The 26,079-nt window shown below is 47.9% G+C and carries 23 protein-coding genes; 17 read left to right on the top strand and 6 right to left on the bottom strand.

Going from position 1 to position 26,079, the window contains the following annotated elements:
• Window positions 1–13 precede the first annotated feature (13 nt).
• The gene (locus AC59JO_RS29300; protein WP_413670180.1) at window positions 14–301 is read right to left on the bottom strand and encodes a chaperone modulator CbpM; all 288 of its coding nucleotides are present in this window, start codon (window positions 299–301) and stop codon (window positions 14–16) included.
• 2 nt (window positions 302–303) lie between these two features.
• Window positions 304–1,230: a DnaJ C-terminal domain-containing protein gene (locus AC59JO_RS29295; RefSeq protein ID WP_413670179.1), complete on the bottom strand. Its 927-nt coding sequence runs from the start codon at window positions 1,228–1,230 to the stop codon at window positions 304–306.
• Between the two features lie 616 nt (window positions 1,231–1,846).
• Between AC59JO_RS29295 and dnaK the strand changes: the two genes are divergently transcribed.
• The 8 genes from dnaK to AC59JO_RS29255 all read left to right on the top strand — a co-directional run bounded on the left by dnaK (window position 1,847) and on the right by AC59JO_RS29255 (window position 10,179).
• A complete protein-coding gene (gene dnaK, locus AC59JO_RS29290) occupies window positions 1,847–3,736 on the top strand; it encodes a molecular chaperone DnaK (protein WP_497309924.1) in 1,890 nt (629 codons plus the stop codon).
• Between the two features lie 274 nt (window positions 3,737–4,010).
• On the top strand, window positions 4,011–4,886 hold the full coding sequence (fdhD, locus tag AC59JO_RS29285) for a formate dehydrogenase accessory sulfurtransferase FdhD (RefSeq protein WP_497309922.1): 876 nt from the start codon (window positions 4,011–4,013) through the stop codon (window positions 4,884–4,886).
• Complete coding sequence (locus AC59JO_RS29280; protein WP_497309920.1) at window positions 4,876–5,226, top strand: DUF7009 family protein; 351 nt, start codon at window positions 4,876–4,878, stop codon at window positions 5,224–5,226. The genes fdhD and AC59JO_RS29280 overlap by 11 nt, the downstream gene beginning before the upstream one ends.
• Before the next feature lie 15 nt (window positions 5,227–5,241).
• Window positions 5,242–7,617 (top strand): FdhF/YdeP family oxidoreductase, encoded by a 2,376-nt coding sequence (locus AC59JO_RS29275; protein ID WP_497309918.1) that lies wholly within the window; start codon window positions 5,242–5,244, stop codon window positions 7,615–7,617.
• 122 nt (window positions 7,618–7,739) lie between these two features.
• Window positions 7,740–7,889: a hypothetical protein gene (locus AC59JO_RS29270; protein WP_497309916.1), complete on the top strand. Its 150-nt coding sequence runs from the start codon at window positions 7,740–7,742 to the stop codon at window positions 7,887–7,889.
• Between the two features lie 78 nt (window positions 7,890–7,967).
• On the top strand, window positions 7,968–8,765 hold the full coding sequence (locus AC59JO_RS29265) for a mechanosensitive ion channel family protein (RefSeq protein ID WP_497309914.1): 798 nt from the start codon (window positions 7,968–7,970) through the stop codon (window positions 8,763–8,765).
• A 40-nt stretch (window positions 8,766–8,805) separates the two neighbouring features.
• Window positions 8,806–9,171: a response regulator gene (locus AC59JO_RS29260; RefSeq protein ID WP_497309912.1), complete on the top strand. Its 366-nt coding sequence runs from the start codon at window positions 8,806–8,808 to the stop codon at window positions 9,169–9,171.
• A gap of 90 nt (window positions 9,172–9,261) precedes the next feature.
• Window positions 9,262–10,179, top strand: a complete 918-nt coding sequence (locus tag AC59JO_RS29255) for a bestrophin family protein (RefSeq protein WP_413670171.1) — start codon at window positions 9,262–9,264, stop codon at window positions 10,177–10,179.
• A 13-nt stretch (window positions 10,180–10,192) separates the two neighbouring features.
• On the opposite strand, the gene AC59JO_RS29250 is transcribed toward AC59JO_RS29255, so the two are convergent.
• Together AC59JO_RS29250 and AC59JO_RS29245 are read right to left on the bottom strand one after the other, a co-directional pair.
• Window positions 10,193–11,116: a Dyp-type peroxidase gene (locus AC59JO_RS29250; RefSeq protein WP_413670170.1), complete on the bottom strand. Its 924-nt coding sequence runs from the start codon at window positions 11,114–11,116 to the stop codon at window positions 10,193–10,195.
• Window positions 11,117–11,231: 115 nt separating this feature from the next.
• Window positions 11,232–11,678 carry a VOC family protein gene (locus AC59JO_RS29245; RefSeq protein ID WP_413670169.1) on the bottom strand — a complete coding sequence of 149 codons (447 nt, stop codon included), beginning with the start codon at window positions 11,676–11,678 and terminating at the stop codon, window positions 11,232–11,234.
• A 313-nt stretch (window positions 11,679–11,991) separates the two neighbouring features.
• Between AC59JO_RS29245 and AC59JO_RS29240 the strand changes: the two genes are divergently transcribed.
• The 6 genes from AC59JO_RS29240 (at window position 11,992) to rpe (ending at window position 19,363) form a co-directional block, all read left to right on the top strand.
• Window positions 11,992–12,267, top strand: a complete 276-nt coding sequence (locus AC59JO_RS29240) for an AtpZ/AtpI family protein (RefSeq protein WP_413670168.1) — start codon at window positions 11,992–11,994, stop codon at window positions 12,265–12,267.
• Between the two features lie 96 nt (window positions 12,268–12,363).
• Entirely contained in the window at window positions 12,364–14,379 is a 2,016-nt protein-coding gene (gene tkt, locus AC59JO_RS29235; protein WP_497309909.1) for a transketolase, read from the top strand.
• Window positions 14,380–14,411: 32 nt separating this feature from the next.
• Window positions 14,412–15,863, top strand: a complete 1,452-nt coding sequence (gene gnd / locus AC59JO_RS29230) for an NADP-dependent phosphogluconate dehydrogenase (protein WP_497309907.1) — start codon at window positions 14,412–14,414, stop codon at window positions 15,861–15,863.
• Between the two features lie 63 nt (window positions 15,864–15,926).
• Window positions 15,927–17,573, top strand: coding sequence for a glucose-6-phosphate isomerase (gene pgi, locus AC59JO_RS29225; protein WP_497309905.1), 1,647 nt, complete (start codon window positions 15,927–15,929; stop codon window positions 17,571–17,573).
• A 670-nt stretch (window positions 17,574–18,243) separates the two neighbouring features.
• On the top strand, window positions 18,244–18,660 hold the full coding sequence (locus AC59JO_RS29220) for a DUF1003 domain-containing protein (protein ID WP_413670164.1): 417 nt from the start codon (window positions 18,244–18,246) through the stop codon (window positions 18,658–18,660).
• A gap of 52 nt (window positions 18,661–18,712) precedes the next feature.
• Window positions 18,713–19,363, top strand: a complete 651-nt coding sequence (gene rpe, locus AC59JO_RS29215; protein WP_497309903.1) for a ribulose-phosphate 3-epimerase — start codon at window positions 18,713–18,715, stop codon at window positions 19,361–19,363.
• Window positions 19,364–19,405: 42 nt separating this feature from the next.
• Here the strand turns inward: rpe and AC59JO_RS29210 are convergent, their stop codons facing one another.
• On the bottom strand, window positions 19,406–23,257 hold the full coding sequence (locus AC59JO_RS29210; protein ID WP_413670162.1) for an AsmA family protein: 3,852 nt from the start codon (window positions 23,255–23,257) through the stop codon (window positions 19,406–19,408).
• A 167-nt stretch (window positions 23,258–23,424) separates the two neighbouring features.
• Complete coding sequence (locus AC59JO_RS29205) at window positions 23,425–23,895, bottom strand: ferritin-like domain-containing protein (protein WP_413670161.1); 471 nt, start codon at window positions 23,893–23,895, stop codon at window positions 23,425–23,427.
• 625 nt (window positions 23,896–24,520) lie between these two features.
• Between AC59JO_RS29205 and AC59JO_RS29200 the strand changes: the two genes are divergently transcribed.
• The 3 genes from AC59JO_RS29200 to AC59JO_RS29190 are packed head-to-tail and all read left to right on the top strand — an operon-like array spanning window position 24,521 to window position 25,970.
• Entirely contained in the window at window positions 24,521–24,724 is a 204-nt protein-coding gene (locus AC59JO_RS29200) for a helix-turn-helix transcriptional regulator (RefSeq protein WP_090463249.1), read from the top strand.
• Window positions 24,717–25,040 (top strand): HipA N-terminal domain-containing protein, encoded by a 324-nt coding sequence (locus AC59JO_RS29195; RefSeq protein WP_497309900.1) that lies wholly within the window; start codon window positions 24,717–24,719, stop codon window positions 25,038–25,040. Before AC59JO_RS29200 ends, AC59JO_RS29195 begins: the two co-directional genes overlap by 8 nt.
• A 3-nt stretch (window positions 25,041–25,043) precedes the next feature.
• Window positions 25,044–25,970, top strand: a complete 927-nt coding sequence (locus AC59JO_RS29190; protein ID WP_497309898.1) for a HipA domain-containing protein — start codon at window positions 25,044–25,046, stop codon at window positions 25,968–25,970.
• The last annotated feature ends 109 nt before the right edge of the window (window positions 25,971–26,079 follow it).

Below are 26,079 nucleotides of genomic sequence, written 5' to 3'. Positions count from 1 at the left end.
CTATACCTTTCGCTTACTGCTGGGCATTGCCCTGTTGCAGCCGTCGCAGCTCGTACTGCAGCTGCTGAACCCTTTTCAACAAGTGCGTTATCGCCTCCAGACCCTCCATATTGATCTCCAGCTCGTAATGGAGACGGATATATTTTTCAAGATCGGCAAGCTGCTCAAAGCCGATCATATCACCCTGATCTGAACGCATCAGCTCTATTAAACCGTGCTCTCTCAACGAATACACAAATGTTGTCTCAACCTGATAATAAACACAAAATTGGTCAACTGATATTTTTTTATGCGTAGCCATAATTACTTCTTTTGACGCTCCTCGGCCAGTTTATGAAACAATTCTTTTTCCTTTTCAGAAAGGTTTTTAGGGACTTGTACCTGATACGTAACATAAAGGTCACCATAAACACCTTCCTTTTTATAAACGGGAACACCCTTACCTTTCAAACGGACCTTGGTGCCATTTTGGGTTTCTGGTGCCACTTTTAGTTTGACTTTTCCACTCACGGTATCGATCATTTCCTCGCCGCCTAATACTGCCGTAAAAAGATCCAGCGGCTGGTCGGCATACAGATCATTGCCTTTCCGGGTAAACCCGGTATTGTTGTGAATGCTGAAAGTGATATACAGGTCGCCGTTCGGACCGCCATGCTGACCCGGTGCGCCGTAACCGGCGATCTTTATTTCCTGTCCATCCTCAATGCCCGCAGGGACGGTCACACGGATATTCTTGTCGTTAATAGTAAAGGTTTGTTTATGGGTTTTGAAAATATCTGACAAGTTCAGCTGAACCGATGCGCGGTAGTCCTGCCCCTTAAAGCGGGTCTGGCGACCTCCGCCCCCGCCGCCACGGTTACCAAACATGGAGGCAAAAAAATCGGAATAATCATGATCATCGCCGTCGAAAGAATAATACTCACTACCCTGTCCCTGCCCGAAAGGATTTCCCCTGGAACGCCCCTGCGACTGTTGCTGGCGGCGTGCTTCTTCAAATTGCTCCCCATGTTTCCAGTCAGCCCCGTACTGGTCATATTTCTTCCTTTTTTCAGGATCACCCAGGACCTCATTCGCCTCATTGATCTGCTGGAAGAGCTTCACGGCTTCCGGATCATTCGGATTCAGATCCGGATGGTGCTTGCGCGCCTGCTTTCGATAGGCCTTTTTGATATCGTCAGCTGACGCCGTTTTATCCAGTCCTAAGATCTTATAGTAATCGACATATTCCATGCTTCAAAAAAATAGCCTTATTTATTAGTGTGGTTTATTTATAGTTGGCAATGCCTTATCCTTTGACACCTGTCTTTCTCCCGCAATTTCAGCAAACGATCATCTAATGGAAAAGTAGACTTAATAGCCTGATTTAACAGCAATAGTGTTAACCTGACCTGTATTTTTCTTTAAGCCTGACATATAATCAACGATGCTTTTGCATTAATAATGGATATCATCTGACAACCATAGCGCTCAGCTGTTCCAAATGTGCTTTTGCTTGCCCAACGGCATGCCGAAGGTAGCAAATGACGAATGTAAAGTAACCGGGCCCGTCGCCTAATGAATGATTTGCGATATCAAATTCACTCTTTTCGACACCATTATCAAAAGGCGGCTTTTTTTTATTAATTATTATTGCAATATCCGAGTTGGGTGAATTACCTGTATGGGTTTCACCGTTTGCCGGCGGGCATTTCAGGGCTAATTAAAAAGGCTTAGAAAGGTTCGTCAAACAACACCGGGGTCATTGGGTCTGCAATTTGTACATTTCATTCCGTTTGCACAGTAATTGCCTAAAAATCAAAGCAGTAAAAGAATTTTAATTAATTGTTCAACTAATCACTTAAATATTATGGGAAAAATTATTGGAATTGACCTGGGAACCACCAATAGTTGCGTAGCAGTAATGGAAGGCAGCGAACCGGTGGTGATCGCCAATGACGAAGGACGCCGCACGACCCCTTCCGTTGTCGCATTTTTAAAGAATGGGGAACGTAAGGTGGGTGATCCCGCCAAAAGGCAGGCGATCACCAATCCGCAGAACACGATCATGTCCATCAAACGCTTTATGGGGCGGCGTTTTGATGAAGTGACCGAAGAGATCAAGCACTGCAGCTATAAGGTTGTGCGTGGTGATAATGATACGATACGCGTCGATATTGACGGCCGCTTATATACGCCGCAGGAAATCTCTGCTATTATCCTGCAGAAAATGAAAAAGAACGCGGAAGATTATCTTGGGCAGGAAGTAACAGAAGCGGTAATCACCGTACCGGCCTATTTTAATGATGCTCAGCGCCAGGCGACAAAGGAGGCCGGGGAAATTGCCGGTTTAACCGTTCGGCGTATCGTCAATGAGCCGACCGCAGCAGCGTTGGCTTATGGGCTTGATAAAGGAGACCGGAGCCATAGGGTTGCCGTATTTGACCTTGGAGGCGGAACCTTCGATATTTCGGTTCTGGAGTTAGGCGATGGCGTTTTCGAAGTAAAATCCACGAATGGCGATACCCATTTAGGTGGTGACGATTTTGATAAAGTGATCATGGACTGGCTGGCTGATGAATTTAAAAAGGAGGAGAACATAGACCTGCGTAAAGATCCGATGGCTTTACAACGCTTAAAAGAAGCCGCTGAAAAAGCAAAAGTGGAACTGTCATCGGCCACGGAAACGGAGATCAACCTGCCCTATGTCACCTCTGTTGACGGGGTTCCGAAGCACCTGGTTAAAAAACTAACCCGTGCGACGTTCGAGAAACTGTCTGATAAACTTTTTACCCGTTGTTTGAAACCCTGTGAGGCAGCCCTGAAAGATGCCAAATTGAAACCTGCGGATATAGAGGAGGTGATTCTTGTCGGAGGCAGTACGCGAATCCCGAAAGTACAGGAGCTCGTTGAAAAGTTCTTTGGCAGGAAGCCCAATAAGAGTGTTAATCCGGATGAAGTCGTTGCTCTGGGAGCGGCTATTCAGGGCGCCGTCCTGACCGGGGATGTGAAGGATGTTGTTTTACTCGACGTTACCCCGCTTTCCTTGGGGATCGAAACCATGGGCGGCGTGATGACTGCACTTATCCCGGCAAACACGACCATTCCGGCAAAGAAATCAGAAATATTCTCCACCGCGAGTGATAACCAGCCGGGTGTTCAGGTGCATGTTTTACAGGGGGACCGCGCCCTGGCAAAAGACAATAAAAGCCTGGGTATCTTTAACCTGGACGGGATACCCCCGGCACCAAGGGGCGTACCTCAGGTCGAGGTGACCTTTGATATTGATGCGAATGGTATATTAAATGTCAGCGCTAAAGACAAAGGCACGAATAAAGAACAAAAAATACGTATTGAGGCAGGCAGCGGACTGAGCAAGGAGGAGGTTGAAAAAATGCGGGAAAGCGCCAAAGCAAATGAGGCGGCTGATAAAGCGGCCAAGGAGAAGATAGAAAAACTTAATCATGCCGACAGTCTCGTATTCCAGACCGAGAAACAATTGAAAGAGTTCGGTGATAAAATCTCCGGCACCAATAAGGAGGCGATTAATGGCGCATTGTCCGCTTTAAGACAGGCGCATGAGCAACAGGATATCGCCGGCATCGACCGCGCTGTGGCAGATCTGAACGCGGCCTGGAGCGCCGCCAGCGAAGAGATGTACAAAACCGCTGATAATACAGGCGCTGGCCCGGAAACAGGCGGACAACCGGCCGGCGGGGATGACGACGCAACGGATGTACAGTTCGAAGAGGTCAATTGATCGAAGGGAACATACGGATCGTCACAGGTCTGCATTTGATACCGGTTTGTACATCTTTTTATTGATTTATATATGACGGGGCGTAAGAGCGCCTCGTCATATAACAGATATAACCGGAAGAATACTTATAATTTTTAAATTAATGTCCAGATCAATAAAGGCGTGCATTTGAACTAAAACGACTATTTTTATATTAATTATCATTTTCGCCTGATTAGGATAAGCAATTGCCGATTGATTTATTTTATTATCATTCTAATAATCAAAATTAATTATGACCGATCTGCCATTAGTTGGAACAAAACACAAGCCTATCCGGAAAGTGAATGGCTTTATCGGGTCACCCTCGCTGGATACCCTTTCGATAGAGGAACCGCTCGAAATAGGGATAGGCTATGGACCAGGAGCAGATAGAATGCAAAAAAATATCTCGGTAACCATGCGTACTCCCGGCAACGATCTGGAATTGGCACTGGGGTTCCTGTTTACGGAAGGCATCATTTCCTCTTATCACGATGTAGCTAATGTTTATCATGTTGATATGGCCTGTTCCTCCCAAAAAGAGAACATTGTTCACGTAGAACTGACGGAGGCCTTCAGCCCTCAGCTGATGCAATCGGAAAGGAATTTTTATACCACGTCCAGCTGCGGTGTCTGCGGAAAAGGGTCTATCCAATCGATAAGGACGGTTAGCCCGTTCAGTGGCTGGGCCAAACCTGAACTGAGACTGCCTACACCGGTACTCTACGAGTTACCCCGGAAATTAAAAGCTGCACAGAGCGGGTTCGCTGCTACTGGCGGCATTCATGCCTCCGGTTTGTTTTCACTGGCCGGCGAACTGCTCTTGCTGCGGGAAGATGTCGGGCGGCACAACGCGCTCGATAAATTGATCGGCAATGCGCTGGCTTGCGACATGCTGCCTTTGGATCAGCATATTTTATTGCTAAGCGGCAGGGCGAGTTTTGAATTGATCCAAAAGGCAGCAATGGCCGGGATCTCCATTGTGGCCGCCATTGGTGCACCATCGTCCCTTGCGGTCGAACTGGCCACGGAATTCGACATGACGCTCTTAGGCTTTTTAAGAGAAGACAGGTTCAATATTTATAGCTCAAGTGAACGGATCTTAATACCGACATCTTATGAAAATTAGAATAAAAGGCAATTCACTCCGCTACCGGCTGACACAATCGGACGTAACCCGGCTGAACCAGGAAGGTTTTCTCCAGGAACAGACGGAATTTGCCGGGAAAACATTAACCTATGGTATTGAAGTGACCATCAATGATAGCCTGGCAGCCGATTATACCGGTGACCGGATCTTGCTAAGTATGCCCAGGACAATGATCGAAGACCTGGCAACTACTTCCAGGGTTGGCTTTGACGACAGTACCGGCCCGGTAAGCCTGTTGGTCGAAAAAGATTTTACCTGTCTGGATAACGTGGAAGAAGATCAAAGCGATAATTTCCCCAACCCCTTACTTACCCAATAATCAAATACGCAGGCCATGAAAAAGACAAAAAAAGAACCGTCGGCAGAGCCGCCCTACAAACTGTTGGATCTAAAGGTGTCACCGATAAAAAAATGGGCTGCTGGCATACCGGCGGTCATGGCGGCTTTCAGTGACCTGTTTGAAGAAGGTGTTCCGGTCAGGGGCACCCGGGCTTTATTCTCTATGAATCAACGCGGCGGTTTTGACTGCCCGAGCTGTGCCTGGCCCGATCCTGACGATGAACGGTCACCAGTGGGTGAATACTGTGAAAATGGGGCCAAAGCACTGGCGGAAGAGGCGACCACCAAAAAGGTAACGGCCAAATTCTTTAAAAAGAATTCGGTCTACGATCTCGCTAAACTAACGGATTTCGAGATCGGCCGTATGGGAAGGCTGGCCGAACCTATGTATATGCCGCAAAACGGGACACATTATCAGCCGATCAGTTGGGATGATGCTTTTAAAAAAATAGCAGACCACCTGAATCGCCTGGAATCCCCTGATGAGGCCGCTTTTTATACTTCAGGAAGAACAAGTAATGAGGCATCATTCGTGTACCAGCTTTTTGCCAGGGAGTTTGGGACCAATAATATGCCGGATTGCTCCAATATGTGCCATGAAACATCCGGAACAGCGTTGTTACCCACCATCGGTATCGGCAAAGGCACTGTAAAGCTGGATGATTTTTATGATACGGATGTCATCGTGATCATTGGCCATAACCCCGGCACCAATGCCCCCCGGATGATGAGCGCGTTGGAGAAGGGCAAACAAAATGGCGCTAAGATCATTGCCATCAATCCTTTGCCGGAAGCGGGGCTCATGGGTTTTCGTAATCCGCAGCAACTCAATGGCGTGATCGGGCACGGCGTTGAGCTCGCTGACCTTTACCTGCCTGTGAAAATAAACGGGGATATGGCGCTTTTAAAAGCCCTGGAACTTTTATTGCTGGATTTTGAAAGAAAATCCCCCGGTGAGGTTTTTGACCACGAATTCATCAATAGCAAAACCGTAGGTTACGAAGATTTTATAAAACAGTTTGAGGCCTATGAACTGGATAAACTTGCCGAAGAATCCGGTTTATCGCCCGCCTCAATTTACCAGGCTGCGCAAATGCTGGCCTTTAAAAAACGCATCATCTTTTGCTGGGGCATGGGGCTTACCCAACAGCCCAACGGGGTAGATATGATCAAGGAGATCGTTAACCTGCTGCTGCTTAAAGGCAGTATCGGCAAGCCCGGAGCAGGGGTATGCCCTGTGCGGGGCCATAGCAATGTTCAGGGGAATCGCACCATGTTGATCAATGAAAAGCCGACTAATGAACAGCTGGACCGACTGCGGGATTTCTATGGCTTTGAACCTCCGCGGGAACACGGCTACGATGTGGTCAGGGCCATCAAAGCCATGCATGCGGACAAGTTAAAAGTGTTGTTCTGTATGGGCGGCAATTTTCTATCCGCAACGCCGGACACTACATATACCGCGGATGCGATAAGAAAACTTCATCTGAGCGTATGTGTTTCAACGAAATTAAACCGGACACACCTGGTACACGGTCAGGAGGCTTTGATATTGCCCACCTATTCCCGAAGCGACCTGGACATCGTGAACGGCGAGGCGCAGTTCATCAGCACCGAAAGCTCCATGGGCATCGTCCAGTCCTCTAAAGGGATACTAAAGCCCATATCAGCTGACCTGATCAATGAAACACAGATCGCTTGCCGGATGGCGATGGCGACACTGGGCTCCAGATCAGTAGTTGACTGGCAGCGGTATGCAGATAGCTATGATGCGGTCAGGGATGCTATCGAAAAATGCATACCGGGCTTTGAGAACTACAATATAAGGGTTCGCGAACGCAATGGGTTTTATCTGCCCAATGCTGCCCGTGACGGCAATTTTGTTACTGCCCAATATGGAGACCGCGCTCCGTTTACATTGACAACCGTTCCGGACAATACACTTGCCAATGATGAATACCTGATGGCGACCACGCGTACGCACGATCAGTTCAATACGACGATCTATGGCCTGGAGGACCGTTATCGCGGGATTAAAAATGAACGGCGCGTTATTTTCATGAACCAAAAAGATATTGATGACGGCGGATTTGTGAACGGCGAAAAAGTTGACCTGTTCAATTACGATGAGGGTATTGAGCGGATCGCGCCACTTTTCATTATTGTGGCCTACCCGATACCCGAACGCAATACGGTTACTTATTTTCCGGAAACCAATGTGCTGGTATCGATAAATAATGTAGTCGGCGAAAGCAATATGCCGGCTTCAAAATATGTAAGGATCAAGATCAGGAAGCATGTTCCGGAGATTTTTGAACGGGTCGAGAAAATTCAACAAACCGAACGGAGAAATGAATTGATGCCTGTCTGAAATCGGCCGGCCGTGAAAGGTTTAATCATTTGTTCATTCGGCTTAAGCCTGTTGACCGGCTTTATTACTAAACATGATCACAATGCTGAAAGCAATGACCTAACCTATTCGGATCTGCCGTTATGGATACCCGTATAAAAACGCTGTCCGCCGGCGGCATGCTGATCGCGTCAGGTATTATTTGGGGCGACACCGGGACATCCCCGTTGTATATTTTCCCAGCCCTCCCGGAAGAAAGCGGCCGGATCAAGGAGGCCTTTATTTCAGGATAGATCTCCTGTATTACCCCTGAAGGTATACCTATCCTGTGTCCCATATCCTGCCTCAGCTATTTTATTTATTAAGATTACATGAAAACCAACCTGGATCTCCAACGATTTTACGAACATACTTATGGCTGGCTGATCAGCTATGTCCCACGTTTTATCATCGGCATGCTCATGCTGCTTGGCGGCCTCTGGCTGATCAGGGTCCTGCTGAATCAGCTGCTCCGGAAAATGCACGCCAAAGAGATTGACCCCACACTCAAACCTTTCCTGATGAGCATGCTTGGCGTCGCTTTAAGGATCATGCTTATTATTGGGGTAATGCAGGTCATGGGCATCCAAACAACCTTGTTTGCCACATTGCTCGGAACATTCGGCGTGGCGGTCGGTTTGGCCCTGTCCGGTACTTTACAAAACTTTGCCAGCGGCATACTGATCTTATTGTTAAAACCTTTTGCGGTAGACGACCAGATCAACACGAAAGGCATCGAGGGTACGGTGACCTCGATCCAGCTATTTTACACGATCCTGACCACCTTCGATAACCTGGTCGTGATCGTCCCAAACAGCCAGCTTTCCAATCAGGTGATCACCAATATGAGCCGTCAGCTTACCCGGCGCCTCGATATCAGTTACCAGGTGCCGAATAATATCAATGCCGGCGACCTGACCCGGGTCATCAGCCAAACCCTCGAAAATTGCGATCAATGTCTTAAATCGCCCGCGGTACGCATCGGCGTAGGCGAATTGCTGCCCGACGGCTACGCCTTAAGCATTAGTATCTGGACCAGCGCCCCTGATTTTTACGAGAATAAGCTTTTGATCCAGGGCATGCTGTTGCAAGCCGTAAAAGATGCGGGTATCAAGATACCCGGCATGTAAAGGATAGACTTAGTAGCGCTATAAATTCAGGCCAACATCCATGACAGAGATCATATACATATTAGAAATTGATACCGACGTTTCAGCTTTAATGCAGTCTATACTGGAGGATCTGGGCTATGATGTGGTTACAGAAAGTATTGGTTCATCCCTGTCGGATTTCGAAAGGTCGAGGGCTGACCTGATCTTTCTCGATTACCGGATCGTTAAAGAGCATCCTGAAGTTTGCCGCAGGCTTAAGGACGATCCGCTGACGGAACTTTGTCCCATTATCGTAACAACTACGGAATATCAGCCTGAAAAACTTCTTCGATCTCTTATGGTGGACGATGTCTTATCAAAGCCTTTCGGTCTTGATGAACTGGTGGCCAAGGTACTGTACTGGTTAACCCAACCCCGGATATAACAAATAAAGCCCCCGGTCATTTGCCGGCCGGCTCATACGATATACAAAAGTAAGTTAACTTTGTCCCCGATATTTATAGATAGATAATACATGATCATCAGAAAAAAAGAACATTGGTTTAAGATGCTGTTTGTGTGGCATGGCTCTGTACTACCCAGGATATTGCCGCGACTGTCCCTGCTCTTTCTGTTATCGCTCATTATCGTTTATCTGCACGGTATTATCTTTTCATTTAAGGTTCCTTTGAATCCGACGCCGTTAACCTTGTTTGGTTTTGTGCTGGCGCTTTTTCTGGGATTTCGCAATAACGTCAGTTACGACCGTTTTTGGGAAGGACGCAAACTTTGGGGGGCATTGCTCAACGACACCCGCTCACTGGCCCGTCAGGTGCTGACATTGCCTGAAAAAGCGGATGAGCCGGAAAGTGCTAAGCCATTCGTGCTGATGCTTGTCGCTTTTACCTATGCTTTAAAGCATCAGTTAAGGCATACCAACCCGTCCGGAGACCTGCAGAAACGCTTAAATGAAGCGCAGTTTGAATTGGTAAAAAATGCCCGGTTTAAACCCATCCTGATCATGAAGTTGATGGCGCAATGGGTACAGCAAGCGCGTCAGGAAAAAAAAATCGATTCTATCCAGCAATCCCGCTTCGATCAGAATTTTGATAAATTGTCAGATATCGTAGGCGGCTGCGAACGGATCCAGTCGACTCCCATGCCGTATTCCTACCGTGTATTACTGCACCGCACGATCTATTTATATTGTTTTTTATTGCCCTTCGGTTTGGTAGACAGCCTGCAATGGCTTACGCCTTTTCTTGTCGTTTTCATAGCTTACACATTCGTTGCTTTTGAAGCTATTGCCGATGAGATCGAACAGCCATTTGGAAAAGAACCCAATGATCTGGCCCTGAATGCCATGTGCCGCGTGATCGAATCCACCTTACTGGAAATGATCGGTGAAAACCTGCCCGATACAAAAATGAAGGAAGGGGCGGTCATCGACTAAGCCCCGCCGCAGGTCAGGACGAGAAATCGTCCAGCATGTTAAATGGCGGTACAAAAAACATCGTCCCGGTTTTTGCCGTACTGAAATCGAGGATCCGGTCATAGTTCCCTTCCGGGATCCCGATGAACATACTGTTCAGCATTTTCTGTACCGTGGAAAAGGTGCTCGCATAAGCGATAAAATAGGTGCCCATATCGTTGGTAGACATGTTTCCGAAGGGCATGTTATCCCGGACAATTTTGAAATCGTCGCCAACGTTGGCCAGTGCGCTATGTGAATTGGATGGCTTCACATCATCGGCCATTTCAATGTCGTTTTCCTTTGATCTTCCGATTACCTTTTCCTGGTCCTCTGTGGACAACCCTTTCCAGGCACTCAGGTTGTGCATGTATTTCTGCACGAAAAGATAACTGCCGCCCTTGTAAGCCGGATCGTCATCGCCCACAATGGCGAAGAACTCGCGGTCCAGGCCATGCGGGTTTTCCGTCCCGTCAACAAAACCTAAAATAGACCGGCTGTCCCAATACCGGAAACCATGTACCTCTTCAGCACAGTCCGCCACCGGCACCAGGATCTCCGAGATCGCCGCCGCCATATCATAGCAGATACTCGCATTGTCAGCTCTGATATGCAAATGCAGGTCCCCGCGGGTCGCTACCGCGGTATGCTTTGAGCCGGTAACCGGGGCAAAACTGACCAGTTCTTTAGGCAGGGGCTTGGGCAGGCCGAGTCGCAGCCAGGCATCATGCCCGATCCCGAGTACGCAACTGGCCCGTGATACCGGGAAGCGGACATTGGCGGAGTTATTCAAATTAATGACCAGCTTACAAAGCCGGTTGAACTGATCTTTGACCTGCATATCATCTTTGAAGTTCCACACCAGGAAAATGGTGTTATTATTGGTATAGTCCGTTACATTCTGTGAATCTGGTGTCATTAGGTGCGATTAGATGAATGATGAAAATAAATCAGGCCCACGGAAAATCCCCGGAACTGTTTGATAGGATAAATATAGACAAGAAAAATATATAATCAGAAAAGGGAAGGACGGATCAGTGTGCCCCTTTCGCCGCAGCTTTTTCATCGAAACTGATCCTCCAATTGATACCGAACTGATCAATAACAGCTCCAAAATAAGCGCCCCAAAAGGTATCCGCAAGCGGCTGCGATACCTGCCCGTACTGCGAAAGTTTATCAAAAATAGTTTGCGCCTCCGCCTTGCTGTTTGTCGAAACAGACACTGCAAAATTATTTCCTTGTACCAGCGAATCACCATATTCATCCCCCGCATCGCACCCCATGAGCACCGTATTCCCGATCGGCAATGCGATGTGCAGAATTTTATGCTGATCGCTCTGCGATACCACATACCCTTCACTGGGCGGGATCGTATTGAACCGGGACAGCTGCGTAAATTCACCGCCAAATGTAGCTTTGTAAACCGCAAATGCTTCTTCGCAGAGGCCGTCAAATGTCAGATAGGTGCTTGTTGTCGCCATTGATTTATCTTTTTATTGTCGCCTGTACTTCATGATGCCATAGCCGATGCCCGCATCCCTTCTATTATTTGCGACGGGTACTTTCCATTCAAATTTAATTGATAACGCAAACCATTGATGCTTTAAATGAAGCAATAAATAGTATTCGATACTATTCTCACGGTTTGCGATAGCTATTAACTGGGGGTACAAATTTCTTAGGACCTATATTGGTAATACAGGAAAGGGGAGTATGAGCGAAGGTTAATATAGCCTGCTTACCTGACATTTAAATGGGTCTGGATACCATTACCGGTATGCATACACGGCACTTATGAGAAAAAATAACCATAATAAAAAAACTACAGGCACAGGTGATAAAACGGATAATCAATATCAAACCCGGCCTGAAGAATCGCCGGGTTATGGCTATGCGAAATACAGCGGACTTGGTATCCAGATGCTCGTTATTATCGGCGCATTTGCCTATGGGGGTTACAGGATAGATACGGCTGCCCGTCACCGTATCCAATGGGTTACCTGTATCCTGTCATTGGCCGGCGTTTTTATTGCCATTTACCTGGTCGTAGTATCCCTGAAAAAAGACTGACCATCAATAAACGGTCAGGAAACAAAAGACCAATGGGCCACCGGTTAATCCGGCAGGCTTTAATCAACTGAATATGATATATGATCATAAAGAAAGATGAAAGTAAATAGTCAACTGATTCAAACGCTGGCGATCGATACCGTAAGGGTCCTGGCAGCCGATGCCGTGCAGCAAGCAAATTCCGGCCACCCGGGTACGGCCATGGCACTCGCCCCGGTCGCCCATGTCCTGTGGACATCGTTCATGAATTACGATCCCTTTAACCCCCAGTGGGCGAACCGGGACCGTTTTATCCTGTCCAACGGGCACGCCTGCATTCTCCAGTACGCCATGCTTTATTTGACGGGCTATGACCTCACCCTCGATGACCTCAAAGCGTTCCGTCAGTTGAACAGTAAGACCCCTGGACACCCAGAATATGGGCTGACACCGGGAATTGAGGTCACCACGGGGCCATTGGGCCAGGGTTTTGCCAATAGCGTTGGCTTTGCGATTGGTCAAAAGCACCTGGCTGCGCGCTACAATAAGCCGGGATTTGAGCTATTTAATTACAGAATATTCTGTATCTGCGGGGACGGTGATATGATGGAGGGGGTGACGTCGGAAGCCGCCTCCCTTGCAGGTCAGCTGGAATTGGGCAATATGATCTGCATTTATGACGACAATCATATTACTATTGAAGGGGATACCGATCTTGCCTTTACTGAAGATGTTGGTAAAAGGTTTGAAGCCTATAACTGGCACGTACAAACCGTAGCCGACGGCAATGACCTGCCGGCGATCGCCGAAGCAATACGGACCGCGATCGGGGAAACCAGCCGGCCTTCCCTGATCAGACTGCGTACCCAAATCGGCTATGGCAGCCCCAATAAGGTCAATACCGCTGCAGCACACGGCTCGCCGCTGGGCACCGGTGAATTAAAACTTGTCAAGCAGTTCTTCGGCTTTGACACGGAGCAATCCTTTGTCGTACCCCAGGAGGTATTGAAATATTATCGTGATGCCGGTACAAAGGGCATGGGGCAGGAAAAGCAATGGAATGATCTTTTTAAATCCTATAAAGAAGATTTTCCCGGGTTAGCTGCGGAATATGAGCTTTTCAGCAGTGGCGGCTTGCCTAAAGGATGGGAGGCCTGCCTGCCGGTATTCGAGCCGGACGAAAAAGGGATGGCCACCCGTGCCGCTTCCGGCCAGGTGCTCAATGCCATCGCGGAGCGCTTACCCGCCCTTGTTGGCGGCGCTGCTGATCTTTCTCCATCCACCGATACGATCTTAAAGAATTACTATTCCTTTAATGCAGAACACCGGGAGGGCCGTAACTTTCATTTCGGCATCCGCGAACATGCGATGGGAAGCGCGCTCAACGGCATGGCGCTGACCCGGGGGTTGATACCTTACGGCGCGACCTTCCTGATCTTTTCCGAATACATGCGGCCCCCGATCCGGCTGGCGGCCATTATGGAGATACGGCCTGTATATGTATTTACCCACGACAGTATCGGCCTGGGCGAGGATGGCACTACGCACCAGCCTGTGGAACAGCTGATCTCCTTGCGTTCCATTCCCAACCTGGTCGTGATCAGGCCGGCAGATGCCAACGAAACAGCCCAGGCCTGGCGTGTCGCTTTGCAGCGTAACGACGGCCCGGTCGCACTGATACTGACCCGCCAGAATATTCCGGTCATCGACCAGGCCAAATATGGCCATGCGGATGGTCTTGAAAAAGGAGCCTATATACTTTCCGAAGCGCAGGCTTTCCCGGATATTATCCTGATGGCTTCCGGCTCCGAGGTCGCGCTGATCCTGGAGGCACAGGTCCGGTTGGAAAGGGAAGGCATTGCCGCGAGGGTGATAAGCATGCCCTCCTGGGAGTTATTCGGTAAGCAGGACAGCGCTTACCGCGAACAGGTATTGCCGAAGGCGGTTAGAAAACGCCTGGCGGTCGAAATGGGTTCGCCGCTTGGCTGGCGCGAATATGTGACCGATGAGGGTGACGTATTGGCGATGTCGACCTACGGCCAGTCTGCTCCGGCCGCCGATCTTTACAGGGAATACGGGTTCACCGTGGAGAACGTTATCCGAAGGGCGAAGGCTCTTTTAGAGGTTATTTAGCCTGTTTCCTCACATGGCCTAATCTATGATATATGAGCAAAACAAATAAAAAAGACGAAAAATACGATTTTGGATTGATCGGCCTGGGGGCCATGGGAATGAACCTGATCCTCAATATGGGCGACCACGGCATCCATGCCGCCGGCTACGACACAGATCCCGCTAAGTGTGGATTATTGGATCAGGAAGGTAAGCACACCCATCTCAAAGGTTTTAATGATATCACGGCATTTGTAGCCAGCTTAAAAAAACCGCGGGCTATCATCATGCTGGTTCCCGCCGGCAAAATTGTAGACAATGTGATCGCGGAATTGGCTTTCCTGATGGAAAAAGGGGATATCCTGATCGATGCCGGCAATTCTTATTTTAAAGATACCGAACGCCGCTCAAAAGAACTGTCGGCGAAAGGCTTTCATTTTATAGGTATGGGCATCTCCGGCGGTGAAGAGGGAGCCCGCAGGGGCCCGAGCCTGATGCCCGGCGGCGATACAGAGGCATTTGATGTGATCAAACCCGTACTAACGGCCATTGCCGCAAAAGTTGACCGCACGCCCTGTGTGGCCTACATCGGCCCCGGTGCTTCGGGCCATTTTGTCAAGATGGTACATAATGGTATTGAATATGGCCTGATGCAGCTGATCGCTGAAACCTATGAAATACTGAAAAAAGGCTTAAAAATGGATAATGAAGCCATCGCCGCGCTCTTCGGCAAGTGGAACTCCGGCAGGCTACGGTCATTTTTACTGGAGGTCACCACGTACATCTTCACCTATAAGCAAAGCGGACAGCAACATTATCTTTTAGATGAAATTAAAGATGAAGCCAAGGGAAAAGGGACCGGAAAATGGACCTCGCAGGTGGCCATGGACCTCGAAGTACCCGTTCCGACGATCGATATGGCCGTAGCTATGCGCGATCTTTCCAAATATAAAAATTTACGGAAGCAGGCCGCTGAATCTTATGATGAACCGGCCAGGCTTGATGTGGACCGGGACGGATTCCTGGCTGCACTGGAGGAATCTTTCTACGCCTGTATGATCATTACCTATGCGCAAGGCATGCATTTACTGGACAAAGCTTCCGATGTCTACGGCTATCAGCTTGACCTGGGCGAAATCGCCCGGATCTGGCGCGGCGGATGCATCATCAGGTCGGCATTCTTAAACGATATCGTCAAGGCCTACCGGGCAGAACCAGGCCTACCGCATCTGTTACTCGACAAACATATACAACACTTGATCGCTCAGGCGGAAACGGGTGCAAGGAAAGTGGTGTCCGCAACAGTCACCGCCGGCATTGCCACACCCGCCTATGCGGCATCGCTAAGTTATTTTGATGCCTTCAGAAGCCAGCGGATGCCTGCCAATCTGATCCAGGCGCAACGCGACCTGTTCGGCGCTCATACTTATGAACTGATCGGAAAAACAGGTGCTTTCCATACCCGATGGGTATTGGAAGAAGAACGCGACCATCGCCTGATATAGTGACATTTTTAACGGTTAATCCTTCGGATCGGAAATCAGACAAAAGATATCAATAAAAAAAATATGCTACCCAATACGGATTTTACGAAAACCCCGGCTTATGAAAAGCTGGTCAGACATTATAACAATATTTCAAAAAAGCACATCAGGGAGCTCTTTGCCGCAGACCGGGATCGCTTTCAGAAATATTCCCTGGTCTTCCACGACATCTTACTGGATTTCTCGAAGAACCGCATTAATGATGAAACCCTGACGCTCCTGGTACAGCTCGCGCGGGATTGCTCCCTGGACACCGCGATCCGGGAGATGTTCACCGGCGAGAAAATAAACCTGACGGAAAACAGGCCGGTGCTGCATATCGCTTTACGCAACCGCAGCAACACGCCGATCTACGTGGATGGGAAGGACGTCATGCCCGAGGTCAACCGCGTGCTTGAACAAATGAAGGGCTTTAGTGAAGCGATCATTTCAGGGAGCTGGAAAGGCTTTACCGGTAAGGCTATCACGGATGTCGTTAACATCGGTATCGGTGGCTCGGACCTGGGACCGGTTATGGTCACCGAAGCCCTCAGGCCCTATAAAAATCACCTGTCCATGCACTTCGTTTCTAACGTAGACGGAACGCACCTGGTCGAAACGCTAAAGGAACTTGACCCGGAAACAACGCTGTTTCTGATCGCGTCCAAAACCTTCACGACGCAGGAAACCATGAGCAACGCCCACAGCGCGCGTGCATGGTTTCTGAAAAGCGGGGCAACAGACACCGACGTCGCCAGCCATTTTGCGGCATTGTCGACCAACGCTGCCGGCGTGGCGAAATTTGGGATCGATACGAAAAATATGTTTGAGTTCTGGGATTGGGTAGGCGGGCGTTATTCGTTATGGAGCGCGATCGGCCTCCCTATCGTTCTGAGCATCGGCTATGATAATTTTATTGAGCTGCTGAGCGGCGCGCACGAGATTGACGAATATTTCAGATATGCCGACTTTGAAGAAAATATACCCGTAATCCTTGCCCTGATCGGCATCTGGTACAATAATTTTTTTGATGCCCAGACCATCGCGATCCTGCCTTATGACCAATATCTCCATCGTTTCGCCGCTTATTTTCAGCAAGGCGACATGGAGAGCAACGGCAAACATGTCAGCCGTGATGGAGAGCCGGTTGACTATTCCACAGGGCCCATAGTATGGGGGGAGCCGGGAACCAATGGCCAGCATGCTTTCTACCAGTTGATCCACCAGGGTACGAAGCTTGTACCCTGCGATTTTATAGCACCGGCCGAATCTCATAACCCGATTGGAGAACACCACGAAATGCTGCTTTCCAATTTCTTTGCGCAGACGGAGGCTTTGATGAACGGGAAAACGACCATTGAAGTGGTTAATGAAATGATAAAGGCAGGCTTTACCGGTGAGCAAATTGAAAAAATAGCGCCGTTCAGGCAATTCGACGGGAATAGGCCGACGAACTCCTTCCTCCTGAAGAAAATAACGCCCAGGTCATTAGGATCGCTGATCGCCATCTATGAACATAAGATATTTGTGCAGGGCATCATCTGGAATATTTACAGTTTTGATCAATGGGGCGTTGAGCTCGGTAAGCAGCTGGCCGGGAAAATACTTCCCGAGCTAAAGGCTGCCGGCGAGGTCAAAAGCCATGATCAGTCCACAAACGGTCTGATCAATCAATATAAGGCATGGAGATAAGAGATGGAGGTGCAATTTAAAGAAGGAAAAGCTTTGCTGTTTACCGGCTTGTAATCATAAAAACTATGTTAAGCATCACTACCTTAATTCTGACATTCACCTTTTGCCTGTTATTCTTAATGACGATCCGGCCGTTCATGGCCAAAAACGGAAAATCAAACAGCCTGGGTAGCTTTTTCGGAAATGTGTTCTCCCTGTTTATAGTAGTGGTATTAATTATTACCGTTATTCTGAAATTTTATCATAAATCTTAATCAATATAAGCCATGAAGACTGCGACGCGAAGAAATTTAACAGGGTCACCTCATCTGTTATTAAGGAGGTTCTTGTGACGATAAATGATCATGGCGGCCAATAGAGATCATTTGAAATGGGAGGCAGATCGCATGTTATTTTCAATATTGATCCATATATTTATTATAGCATTGCCGGCCTGGTTAACGTGGCCGAAGAACTTGGCAGGGGCGAACACCGTAAGCCAGGTAGTTGAATATTTAAAGCAAACAGGCAGAAAAGCCGGATGGGGTTATCCACGGGATTAACAATACCGCCAAGCCCTGACCGGATGGAGCGTTAAAGGCCCGTTTTCGGGGTAACATTTATTACGTTCCGCCTAATTAAAATATTTAGTTCATTCATTACAATTTAAACCCTTTAATCTTACTTTACAATGGCACTCACTACAAAAAATTGGTTTCAAAAGCACAATGACTCCATGACCTTCGGCGAACGTTTGGCCGATTCCGTGGCAACGGGCATGGGCTCATGGCGGTTCATCATCATTCAGACCATCATTGTCGCCCTATGGATGACGCTTAACGTTGTTGCTATTATTTATCATTGGGATCCTTACCCCTATATTTTACTGAACCTGCTTTTCTCGACCCAGGCGGCCTATGCCGCACCGATCATCATGATGGCGCAGAATCGCCAGAGTGACCGCGACCGCGTTAAGGCTGACGAGGATTTCAAAACCAACGTGGAGGCAAAAAAAGACATCGAGGATCTGCAAATACGTCTTAATAAGATCGACGTAGATAAACTGGATAAGATTTTGGCCATACTTGAAAAAATGGATCAGAAATAGGCTGGTAAGAGGTTTGGGTTCACCAAATTGTACAGGCTCAGCGACTATTGCCATGACTCATTTAATCGCCCCCTCTATACTCGGAGCCGATTTTGGCAACCTGCAACGCCAAATAGAGATGCTCAACAACAGTGCCGCCGACTGGATCCATGTGGATGTAATGGACGGCCTGTCCGTGCCTAATATCTCGCTCGGCTTTCCGGTGATCGGGGCGATAAAAAAACATGCCCGGAAACCGCTAAACCTGCATTTAATGATCGTTGATCCTGATCGTTACCTGCAGCGGTTTAAAGCTGCAGGAGCTGACCACATCCTTGTCCATTACGAGGCCTGTACGCACTTGCATCGAACTATTCACGCGATAAAAGAGCTGGGCTGCCTTGCCGGCGTGGCCATTAATCCGCATACGCCGGTCGCGCTGTTAGCGGATATCATTGCCGATGTGGCTATCGTACTGGTCATGTCGGTAAACCCCGGCTTTGGCGGTCAGCAATTTATTGAACAAACCTACCGGAAGATCAGCGAACTGAAGAGCCTAAGCGACAAAAGCAACCCCGGGCTCCTGATCGAAGTTGATGGCGGCGTTTCTCCCCAAAATGCCGCAAAATTAATAGCGGCCGGCGCCAATGTCCTGGTTGCCGGGAGCTTTGTATTTGCCGCTGAAGATCAGCCGGCGGCAATTTGGTCCCTGAAAAACATTTAGCTTTACCCGCTTCGCCAATTGCAACTAGCCGCGTTGTGACTATCAATGGAGTTTCTTTGCAGAAAGCGCCATCGCTTCCAGTGCCTTTTTATATTCCTTGCGGTAAATGTGCCTGGTCAGGGGGACTGTGCTGCCCGCCGCGCCTTCAACGACCATTTGCAAAAAGTAATCAATGGTAGAGCCGTCGCGGTCCCGGACAAAATAGAAATCAGCGCCTTTGTTCTGATTGTGGCTTTTTAAGGCGAATGTATTGAACAAAAAGGTGACCAGTTTGGTGCTGAATTTCTGATGTTTCACATTACCCGAGTCCAGGATGTTCGCCCGCAGGCCATGAAAATTCAGGTGCATTCTTCCGCTGGTCAGGTATTCATTGCCCGCAGCGCTCATATACATCGTATCCACATAGCCTGATCTTGCCTGCATCGAAACCAGTGGTGCCAGAAACCCGTTCAATAAGGCCGCTTTGCCGCGCCCCAACTGCATATGCAGGGCAAGCCCGCCCTTATCATCGTGATAGGATTGGGCCATGTTTAAGTTCAGGGGCATCTGGTCCAGGAAATTAGCTTTAACAGCGACCCGCAGGCTGTCAGTAGCCGCATCCCACCGCGTGGCCACGTTGCTGATCAGTGCATTGATGGCCGTGAAGTAAACTTGTCCGGTATCCCGTGAAACCTCGTTCAATTCCGTATAACCGATCTTTGCATTTTCCACCTGTAATTTTTCCACCTGCAAGGGCATCGGTATGCTGCCCAAAGCCGCTATCGGCAGCGGCTGCTCGCTTTCGCTCCCCGGCTTTTTTAACTTATTGCTAAAAATGCTCAGAACCGGGTTTTTGATGTCCATGTCCGCTATATGCAGCTGACCGCCGGTCGTTCCGAGACCGTCTAAAGTGATCGCCCCTGAGCCCAGGCGGATATAGTCCTTCCGGTAAATCAGTTGTTTATAAAACTCCTCCCTGTTTTTTCGCGGGTCGAGGCTAAGTGAACCTATGCTGGCGTGTCTTTCATTTTGACTGAACGTGATGTCCCTTGCGGTAAGGTTGTTACCCACGGTTTGCCAGCGCAGGGCTCCCAGGCTGATCGTTGCCCGGGAATGATCGGCCAGCCAGGGCAGCCAATGTTTCAGGTCATCGCTGGTCGCCCTGACCCCCGAAACATGTAAATGATCCGCCGATAAGGAAACCGTACCGTGGCCAGCATGGGTATTAAGATAGGACATACTATCCGTCAGGAATTTATCCAGCTGTATTTCCCAGGCCTTAGTAACCGGGTGAAATAAAATAGAATGAAACCCGGCCGATAATGCACCGGCGGCTTTTATCGCCTGCTTGTTATCCGGCATAACCAGCAGGCCCCTGGTATTTATCTGTACCTGGTCAACGGAAACAGCATCGTCCGCCCGGGTAGCTATCCTATTGATCTTTAAGGACAGGTCCGCGATCTTTATGACGGAAGAATTTTGACGCAGCCGCACTGAAGCATCGTTTATCCCGATCCCGGTCAGCAGGAGTCCGGGAAAAGTGACCGATGGCGATTTTTCACCGCTTTGACGGCTTACACTTTTCGAAGAGTAGATGATCTCTGGCCGGTTGACACTGATCTTACCGATCGTTATCTTTTGAGATTCCAGGGACCGTTTGATAAATGGTTTGAAGCTGAGTTCGGGAATACGGACGAGCAGGCTATCGCCGGGTCGCTGCTGTTGAATGCTGACATTTTTGAGCATCGAGTTTTCCCCGTCCCGGAGAAAAAAATTGGTGCATTTCAGCTGGCCTGCGCCGGAGTTAAGCAGCAGATCGCTGCCCCCGATCAGCAGATTTTCCAGTTCCAGCGGCTTGCCGGGCTCTTTCCGAAAGTGCTGCCCGGAGATCGTTTGGATATAGGCCTCCGCATTCAGGGTTTTATTGGCAAAACTCAGCCGGGTGTTCTTTCCGGAAATATGATCTACCCACACCCCGGGCGGGCTTTTCCTGCTGCTGTCATTTGCCCGGGATTCATGGCCTGCGTTGACCTGCAGGTTCCCATCTTTCCAGGAAATGCCGTTGATCTTAAGCCGGTCGCTTTCAAAAGAAACGGCATTCAGTAAAACGCCGCTGAGGGCGACCCTTGTATGCCCGCTGTCCGCAGCCATCCGCAGCTTGCTGAAGGAAAATTGCTTTTCCCTGCCGTTCCATGCCCCTTGGTCGACGTTCATGCCGGTGCCGTCAACGGTAGCAGCCACATTTTCAAAAGACAGGCTATTCAGCGACCTCATCAATTGATCCGGTGATCCGGCTTTTTCCAATTGGCCCGCGTGGACGTCCAGGCCTAAATTTTTAACATGCAACTGAAATTTACCGGCATTTTGATAAGCGAGATCTCCATGCACGATCCGCAGCTGATCCAGCGACAGTACCTTATGCAACAGCGATAAATTTTGGTAAATCGACCTGCCGTCAGTCTTACCCCTATCAGGATCACTAATGCCCCCATCGTTTTTGATCAGGCGTATCACCGGGTTATATAAGGCCGCTGACCTTGCCTTGAATTTGTTTCGGAAAATAAACGAAAGCCAATCCATCCCGGTTATTTCAAACCGGGGGACCGTGTAAGTTTGTTGCAGGCCGGTGCCGGCGCGGCGGTCGGTCGCAGCGGCCAGGTTGTAAAGCACGATCTTACTATCCACAAATTGCAGGCTGTCGAAACCAAACCGGAGCAGGCTATCCGGCGTGTAGCCGACGTAATTGCGAACGGTATAATTAAAGCCTTTAATGGTCAGTCCCTTTTGAGTGGAATCATTTAAATGAAACCCGGAAATACTGATGTCGTCATTCCGGGTACTAAATGATGTTACTTTCCCCGCAAGATGAAGGTGAATGGCGGCATTGCCTTTGGACATCACGATATGGCTGATATTAAAACTAAGCGGCGACTTAGTCAGCAGGCCGTTCAGCGGGGCGACCTTCAGCCCGGTTTGTTTTTTGGGGGTATCGCCAAAAATATCGTAATTGCTCGTCAGCCCGTCAAGGAAAACGGAATCGGCCTTGATGAACTGCCGCTGGTAGAGTGCATTAAAATCAAGGCCTGTTACGCCGATCTTATTGGCAAAAAATGCGAGCCTGTTCCTGCCACCTTTCGAAGGCAGTATTTGGATATCCGGGGAAGTGATCCGGATGAACTTGTCCCTGGTATTGATCAGCAGTTCCTTGAAACCAACGCTGCCGTGGTTACCGGGCAAAGCAATGTGCTGGTCGGTGATGCGCAGCCGCACCTGTTCCGAAAAAACGAACCGCGATTTGTTCTTTAAGCTGGCGGAGTCTATTTGCAGCTCGTTGATCGTAAAGTTGATGTGGCTGATCTTTAGCGGCTGGCTGGCATTTGCCCCGGCATCATTAAGCTGCAGCCGTCCGTCTTTGATCTCAAATAACCGGAGATTCAGGACCCTGAGCGAGCGGAGGATCGTCCGGTACAGGTTCCCGATCTCCCGGGTCAGCGCGATTCTGGGGCCGGACACCGTTTGTTGAACATTCGCCTTCCTGGTGACGGTAATATCGGGCGCATTAAAGGTAACCGCGTCGATCACCAGCCGTTTATGAAACAGCAGGTCCCATTTGGAGTGGATCTTCAGGTGAAAATCCTGTGTGCTGAAACGATAGGAGGTTGCCTGTTGGACAGAGTCCGTATTAAAAAAAACGATATCCTTTACATCAAGGTCATTGCTGAGATAATTGATACTTACCCGGTGAAGCGTGCACTTCACTTTTCCCTTCGAACTCCACGTGATCAGCTCATCGATCGCGCTTTCAGAGTGACGGATGAACCATAAATGAAAGCCAAACAACAGCAATAGCAGCACCACCACAATGTGCCAGATAAAATCCCACAGTAACTTAACAAAACGTTTTAATGCTTTCACCTATGCAAAATAAGGGTTTTGCGGCTGGTTTCGATGGCTAATAAATGATGGGCACTGGCAATTGATGAGGAGCATATAGCGCATCATTTTAGGAATTAACTGCCCCGAACAAAAAAACGCCGGCTGTCATACCTGCGTTTAAGCTTACCTTAAATAACAGAGCGCTATCAATACTTGTCTTTCAAAACTTCAATTTCACCTAAAGCGGCCCATATCCCATCTCTTTGCCGGACAAGCAACTTCAAATGATCCGCGTGATCCTTATGATCAGCGATACATTCGTCAAATTTAGCAATAGCAGCCTGCTCACCTGTTACGATGGCTGCCAATAGATCAGCGTCACTTTTGCCCGTTAAAGCATCCTTGATCGTGATCCAGGTACGGTGCAACCCGCCCAATACACCCCCTTCCTGATCATGGGCTTTTCCGCCATGAAAGGCAATGTGTTCTTTTAACTCATTGGCATAAGCTTCTCTTTCATGCGCCAACTTCAGGAAAAGCATGTGCAGTGCCGGCGTTTTGGTTGTTTCGGCTGCATGCTGGTAGCCTTCCTTACCATCGTAAACTAAATGTAAGAGTTCGGTAAGATCACGAATGACCACTTTGGGGTTTTCTGAGGATTCTGTTAAATTTTCCATGGTTTCTTTTATTGATGCGGAGGATTATCCGCCAGGTCCGCCCTTTTTTGGGCATAGCTGGAAAATATCTCCCATCGTGTTATTGTTTAATAGTTATAAAGAATGCATTACAATATTAAATAATAAACAAATGGTTGTCTTGGGGTAAAGCTGTCGAGATCGGTGAATATGCTATCGGAAAACAAGTAAAGTCATTTTTTCAGGTGTTCTGCTTTTGGACCAATAGCCCACAATCGCTTTTCAATTAAGAACACCGAGGTTCGTAAATAGAGCAAATATTAGGTAGTAGACTGTGTTAGCTTGTTGCTTCTGACTGAGAATACTAATTCTTTGCCCCATTTTCTAGGTTCCTAATCATGGATTCGTCATCAATAACGAAAGTGGTGATTCATCAGGCCCCGTTATTTGAAAATCTGAATGGTAAAAGAGTGTCCCATACTGGTACTGAGAGTACCAGTATGGGATTTTTTTTAAACTAACCACTAATCCCGATAGGGTATAAAACAAGCATAATTTTACTATATAGTCCCGATAGGGTATAATTATGATATTAACAGAGGATATAATCCCGATAGGGTATAGTTAATAAACTTTTATTTATATTTGTACCCGAAAGGGTATAAATATGTTGTCAGAGTATTTGAAGAAAAAAAGGAAATCACTAAATCTCACACAGGAAGACCTGGCATCCAAAGCGGGGGTCGGACTTAGGGTCGTTCGTGAGATGGAACAGGGAAAACCAACATTGCGGATGGATAAAGTGAATCAGGTGTTGATGTTATTTGGCGCAGAACTCGGAGTGGTATTAAAAGTAAAAAATGATGAGTAAGAAAGGTTTGGTGTATTTTCAGGACACGCTGGCTGGTGTACTTGCGGAAACTGATGATGGTTACGAATTTACTTACCAGGCGAATTACTTAGAGAATAAAAACGCAAAACCGGTAAGCTTAACGCTGCCATTGTCAACCCAGAAATATGAAAGTAAAGTATTGTTTGCTTTTTTCGATGGCTTAATACCGGAAGGTTGGCTACTGGATCTGGCAACAAAACACTGGAAGGTCAAAAGCAATGACCGGTTTGAATTATTACTATTAACATGCAGGGATGCAATCGGAGCTGTAACGGTTATTCCCGAAATAGATTAAGCTATGGCAAATTGTTGGTTTTGTTATCAGGATGCAGGTACATCGTCTTATCATGAAAAATGTTCAAGGCGATTTTTTGGTACGGCTAAAGTACCTGAGCTGGAATTGAATAATAAACTTTTGAAAACGTTGGCCGAACAGACCATCAACGAGAGGATATCTGTGACCGGAGTTCAGCCAAAGCTTTCTGTTACCCTGGAAAAGGCAAAGGAGCAGAACCGTTTGACGATAGTAGGACTTTGGGGAGAATACATACTTAAACCGCAGCATCCTGATTTTCAGGAAATGCCGCAATCAGAAGATCTGACGATGCATTTGGCAAGGCTATTTAAAATGCCAACTTGTGATCATACTTTAATGGAGGCGTCAGACGGTAGTTTGGTTTATCTTGCCAAACGATTTGACCGGGTAAAAGGCCATAAAGTTCACATGGAAGATTTCTGCCAGCTTTCTGAATTTTTAACAGAAAACAAATACAGGGGCTCTTATGAAAAGATCGGTAAACTTATCCTGAAATACTGTACTCAAACTGGTTTTGATGCACTGACTTATTTTGAACTGGTATTATTTTCTTTTTTGACAGGCAACAATGATATGCACCTGAAGAACTTTTCTGTGCTATATACGGACGAAGGAATAAGCCTAAGCCCTGCCTATGACCTTTTAAATGTAAATCTTGTTAATCCACAGGACGATGAAGAATTGGCCCTGACAATAAACGGCAAAAAGAAAAGAATTGGATTATCTGATTTTGATGTGTTGGCAAGAAGTATGAATATACCTGAAACCGCCGTTCGGAATACCTATAACAAATTTTCCTCCGGTAATAAGGAGGTTGGTAAGATGATTGAAGCATCATTCCTGAGCCCCGAAAAAAAGGCACTATACCTGGAAATTTGGAATAAAAAGCAACGGTTGTTTAATAATTGACAAGCGCTCACTGCACGCCCTTCACATTCCGAGCTGGACAGTATGCTTCTCATGTAACTCAAAGTGGCGAACGGATTTTAAATTTTATATTAAACACGCCCCAATCTCT

Source organism: Mucilaginibacter sp. A5337 (assembly GCF_059690695.1).
This window is presented reverse-complemented; position numbering and strand designations above follow the sequence as displayed.

What these genes read in the sequence shown, in the direction of transcription:
- pgi (WP_497309905.1), top strand. Translation starts at nt 15,927, where the DNA reads ATGCTACCCAATACGGATTTTACGAAAACCCCGGCTTATGAAAAGCTG.
- AC59JO_RS29190 (WP_497309898.1), top strand. Translation starts at nt 25,044, where the DNA reads ATGGCAAATTGTTGGTTTTGTTATCAGGATGCAGGTACATCGTCTTAT.
- AC59JO_RS29195 (WP_497309900.1), top strand. Translation starts at nt 24,717, where the DNA reads ATGAGTAAGAAAGGTTTGGTGTATTTTCAGGACACGCTGGCTGGTGTA.
- AC59JO_RS29295 (WP_413670179.1), bottom strand. Translation starts at nt 1,230, where the DNA reads ATGGAATATGTCGATTACTATAAGATCTTAGGACTGGATAAAACGGCG.
- AC59JO_RS29200 (WP_090463249.1), top strand. Translation starts at nt 24,521, where the DNA reads ATGTTGTCAGAGTATTTGAAGAAAAAAAGGAAATCACTAAATCTCACA.
- gnd (WP_497309907.1), top strand. Translation starts at nt 14,412, where the DNA reads ATGAGCAAAACAAATAAAAAAGACGAAAAATACGATTTTGGATTGATC.
- AC59JO_RS29300 (WP_413670180.1), bottom strand. Translation starts at nt 301, where the DNA reads ATGGCTACGCATAAAAAAATATCAGTTGACCAATTTTGTGTTTATTAT.
- fdhD (WP_497309922.1), top strand. Translation starts at nt 4,011, where the DNA reads ATGACCGATCTGCCATTAGTTGGAACAAAACACAAGCCTATCCGGAAA.
- AC59JO_RS29280 (WP_497309920.1), top strand. Translation starts at nt 4,876, where the DNA reads ATGAAAATTAGAATAAAAGGCAATTCACTCCGCTACCGGCTGACACAA.
- AC59JO_RS29255 (WP_413670171.1), top strand. Translation starts at nt 9,262, where the DNA reads ATGATCATCAGAAAAAAAGAACATTGGTTTAAGATGCTGTTTGTGTGG.
- AC59JO_RS29265 (WP_497309914.1), top strand. Translation starts at nt 7,968, where the DNA reads ATGAAAACCAACCTGGATCTCCAACGATTTTACGAACATACTTATGGC.
- tkt (WP_497309909.1), top strand. Translation starts at nt 12,364, where the DNA reads ATGAAAGTAAATAGTCAACTGATTCAAACGCTGGCGATCGATACCGTA.
- AC59JO_RS29270 (WP_497309916.1), top strand. Translation starts at nt 7,740, where the DNA reads ATGGATACCCGTATAAAAACGCTGTCCGCCGGCGGCATGCTGATCGCG.
- AC59JO_RS29250 (WP_413670170.1), bottom strand. Translation starts at nt 11,116, where the DNA reads ATGACACCAGATTCACAGAATGTAACGGACTATACCAATAATAACACC.
- AC59JO_RS29220 (WP_413670164.1), top strand. Translation starts at nt 18,244, where the DNA reads ATGGCACTCACTACAAAAAATTGGTTTCAAAAGCACAATGACTCCATG.
- AC59JO_RS29245 (WP_413670169.1), bottom strand. Translation starts at nt 11,678, where the DNA reads ATGGCGACAACAAGCACCTATCTGACATTTGACGGCCTCTGCGAAGAA.
- AC59JO_RS29275 (WP_497309918.1), top strand. Translation starts at nt 5,242, where the DNA reads ATGAAAAAGACAAAAAAAGAACCGTCGGCAGAGCCGCCCTACAAACTG.
- dnaK (WP_497309924.1), top strand. Translation starts at nt 1,847, where the DNA reads ATGGGAAAAATTATTGGAATTGACCTGGGAACCACCAATAGTTGCGTA.
- rpe (WP_497309903.1), top strand. Translation starts at nt 18,713, where the DNA reads ATGACTCATTTAATCGCCCCCTCTATACTCGGAGCCGATTTTGGCAAC.
- AC59JO_RS29205 (WP_413670161.1), bottom strand. Translation starts at nt 23,895, where the DNA reads ATGGAAAATTTAACAGAATCCTCAGAAAACCCCAAAGTGGTCATTCGT.
- AC59JO_RS29240 (WP_413670168.1), top strand. Translation starts at nt 11,992, where the DNA reads ATGAGAAAAAATAACCATAATAAAAAAACTACAGGCACAGGTGATAAA.
- AC59JO_RS29260 (WP_497309912.1), top strand. Translation starts at nt 8,806, where the DNA reads ATGACAGAGATCATATACATATTAGAAATTGATACCGACGTTTCAGCT.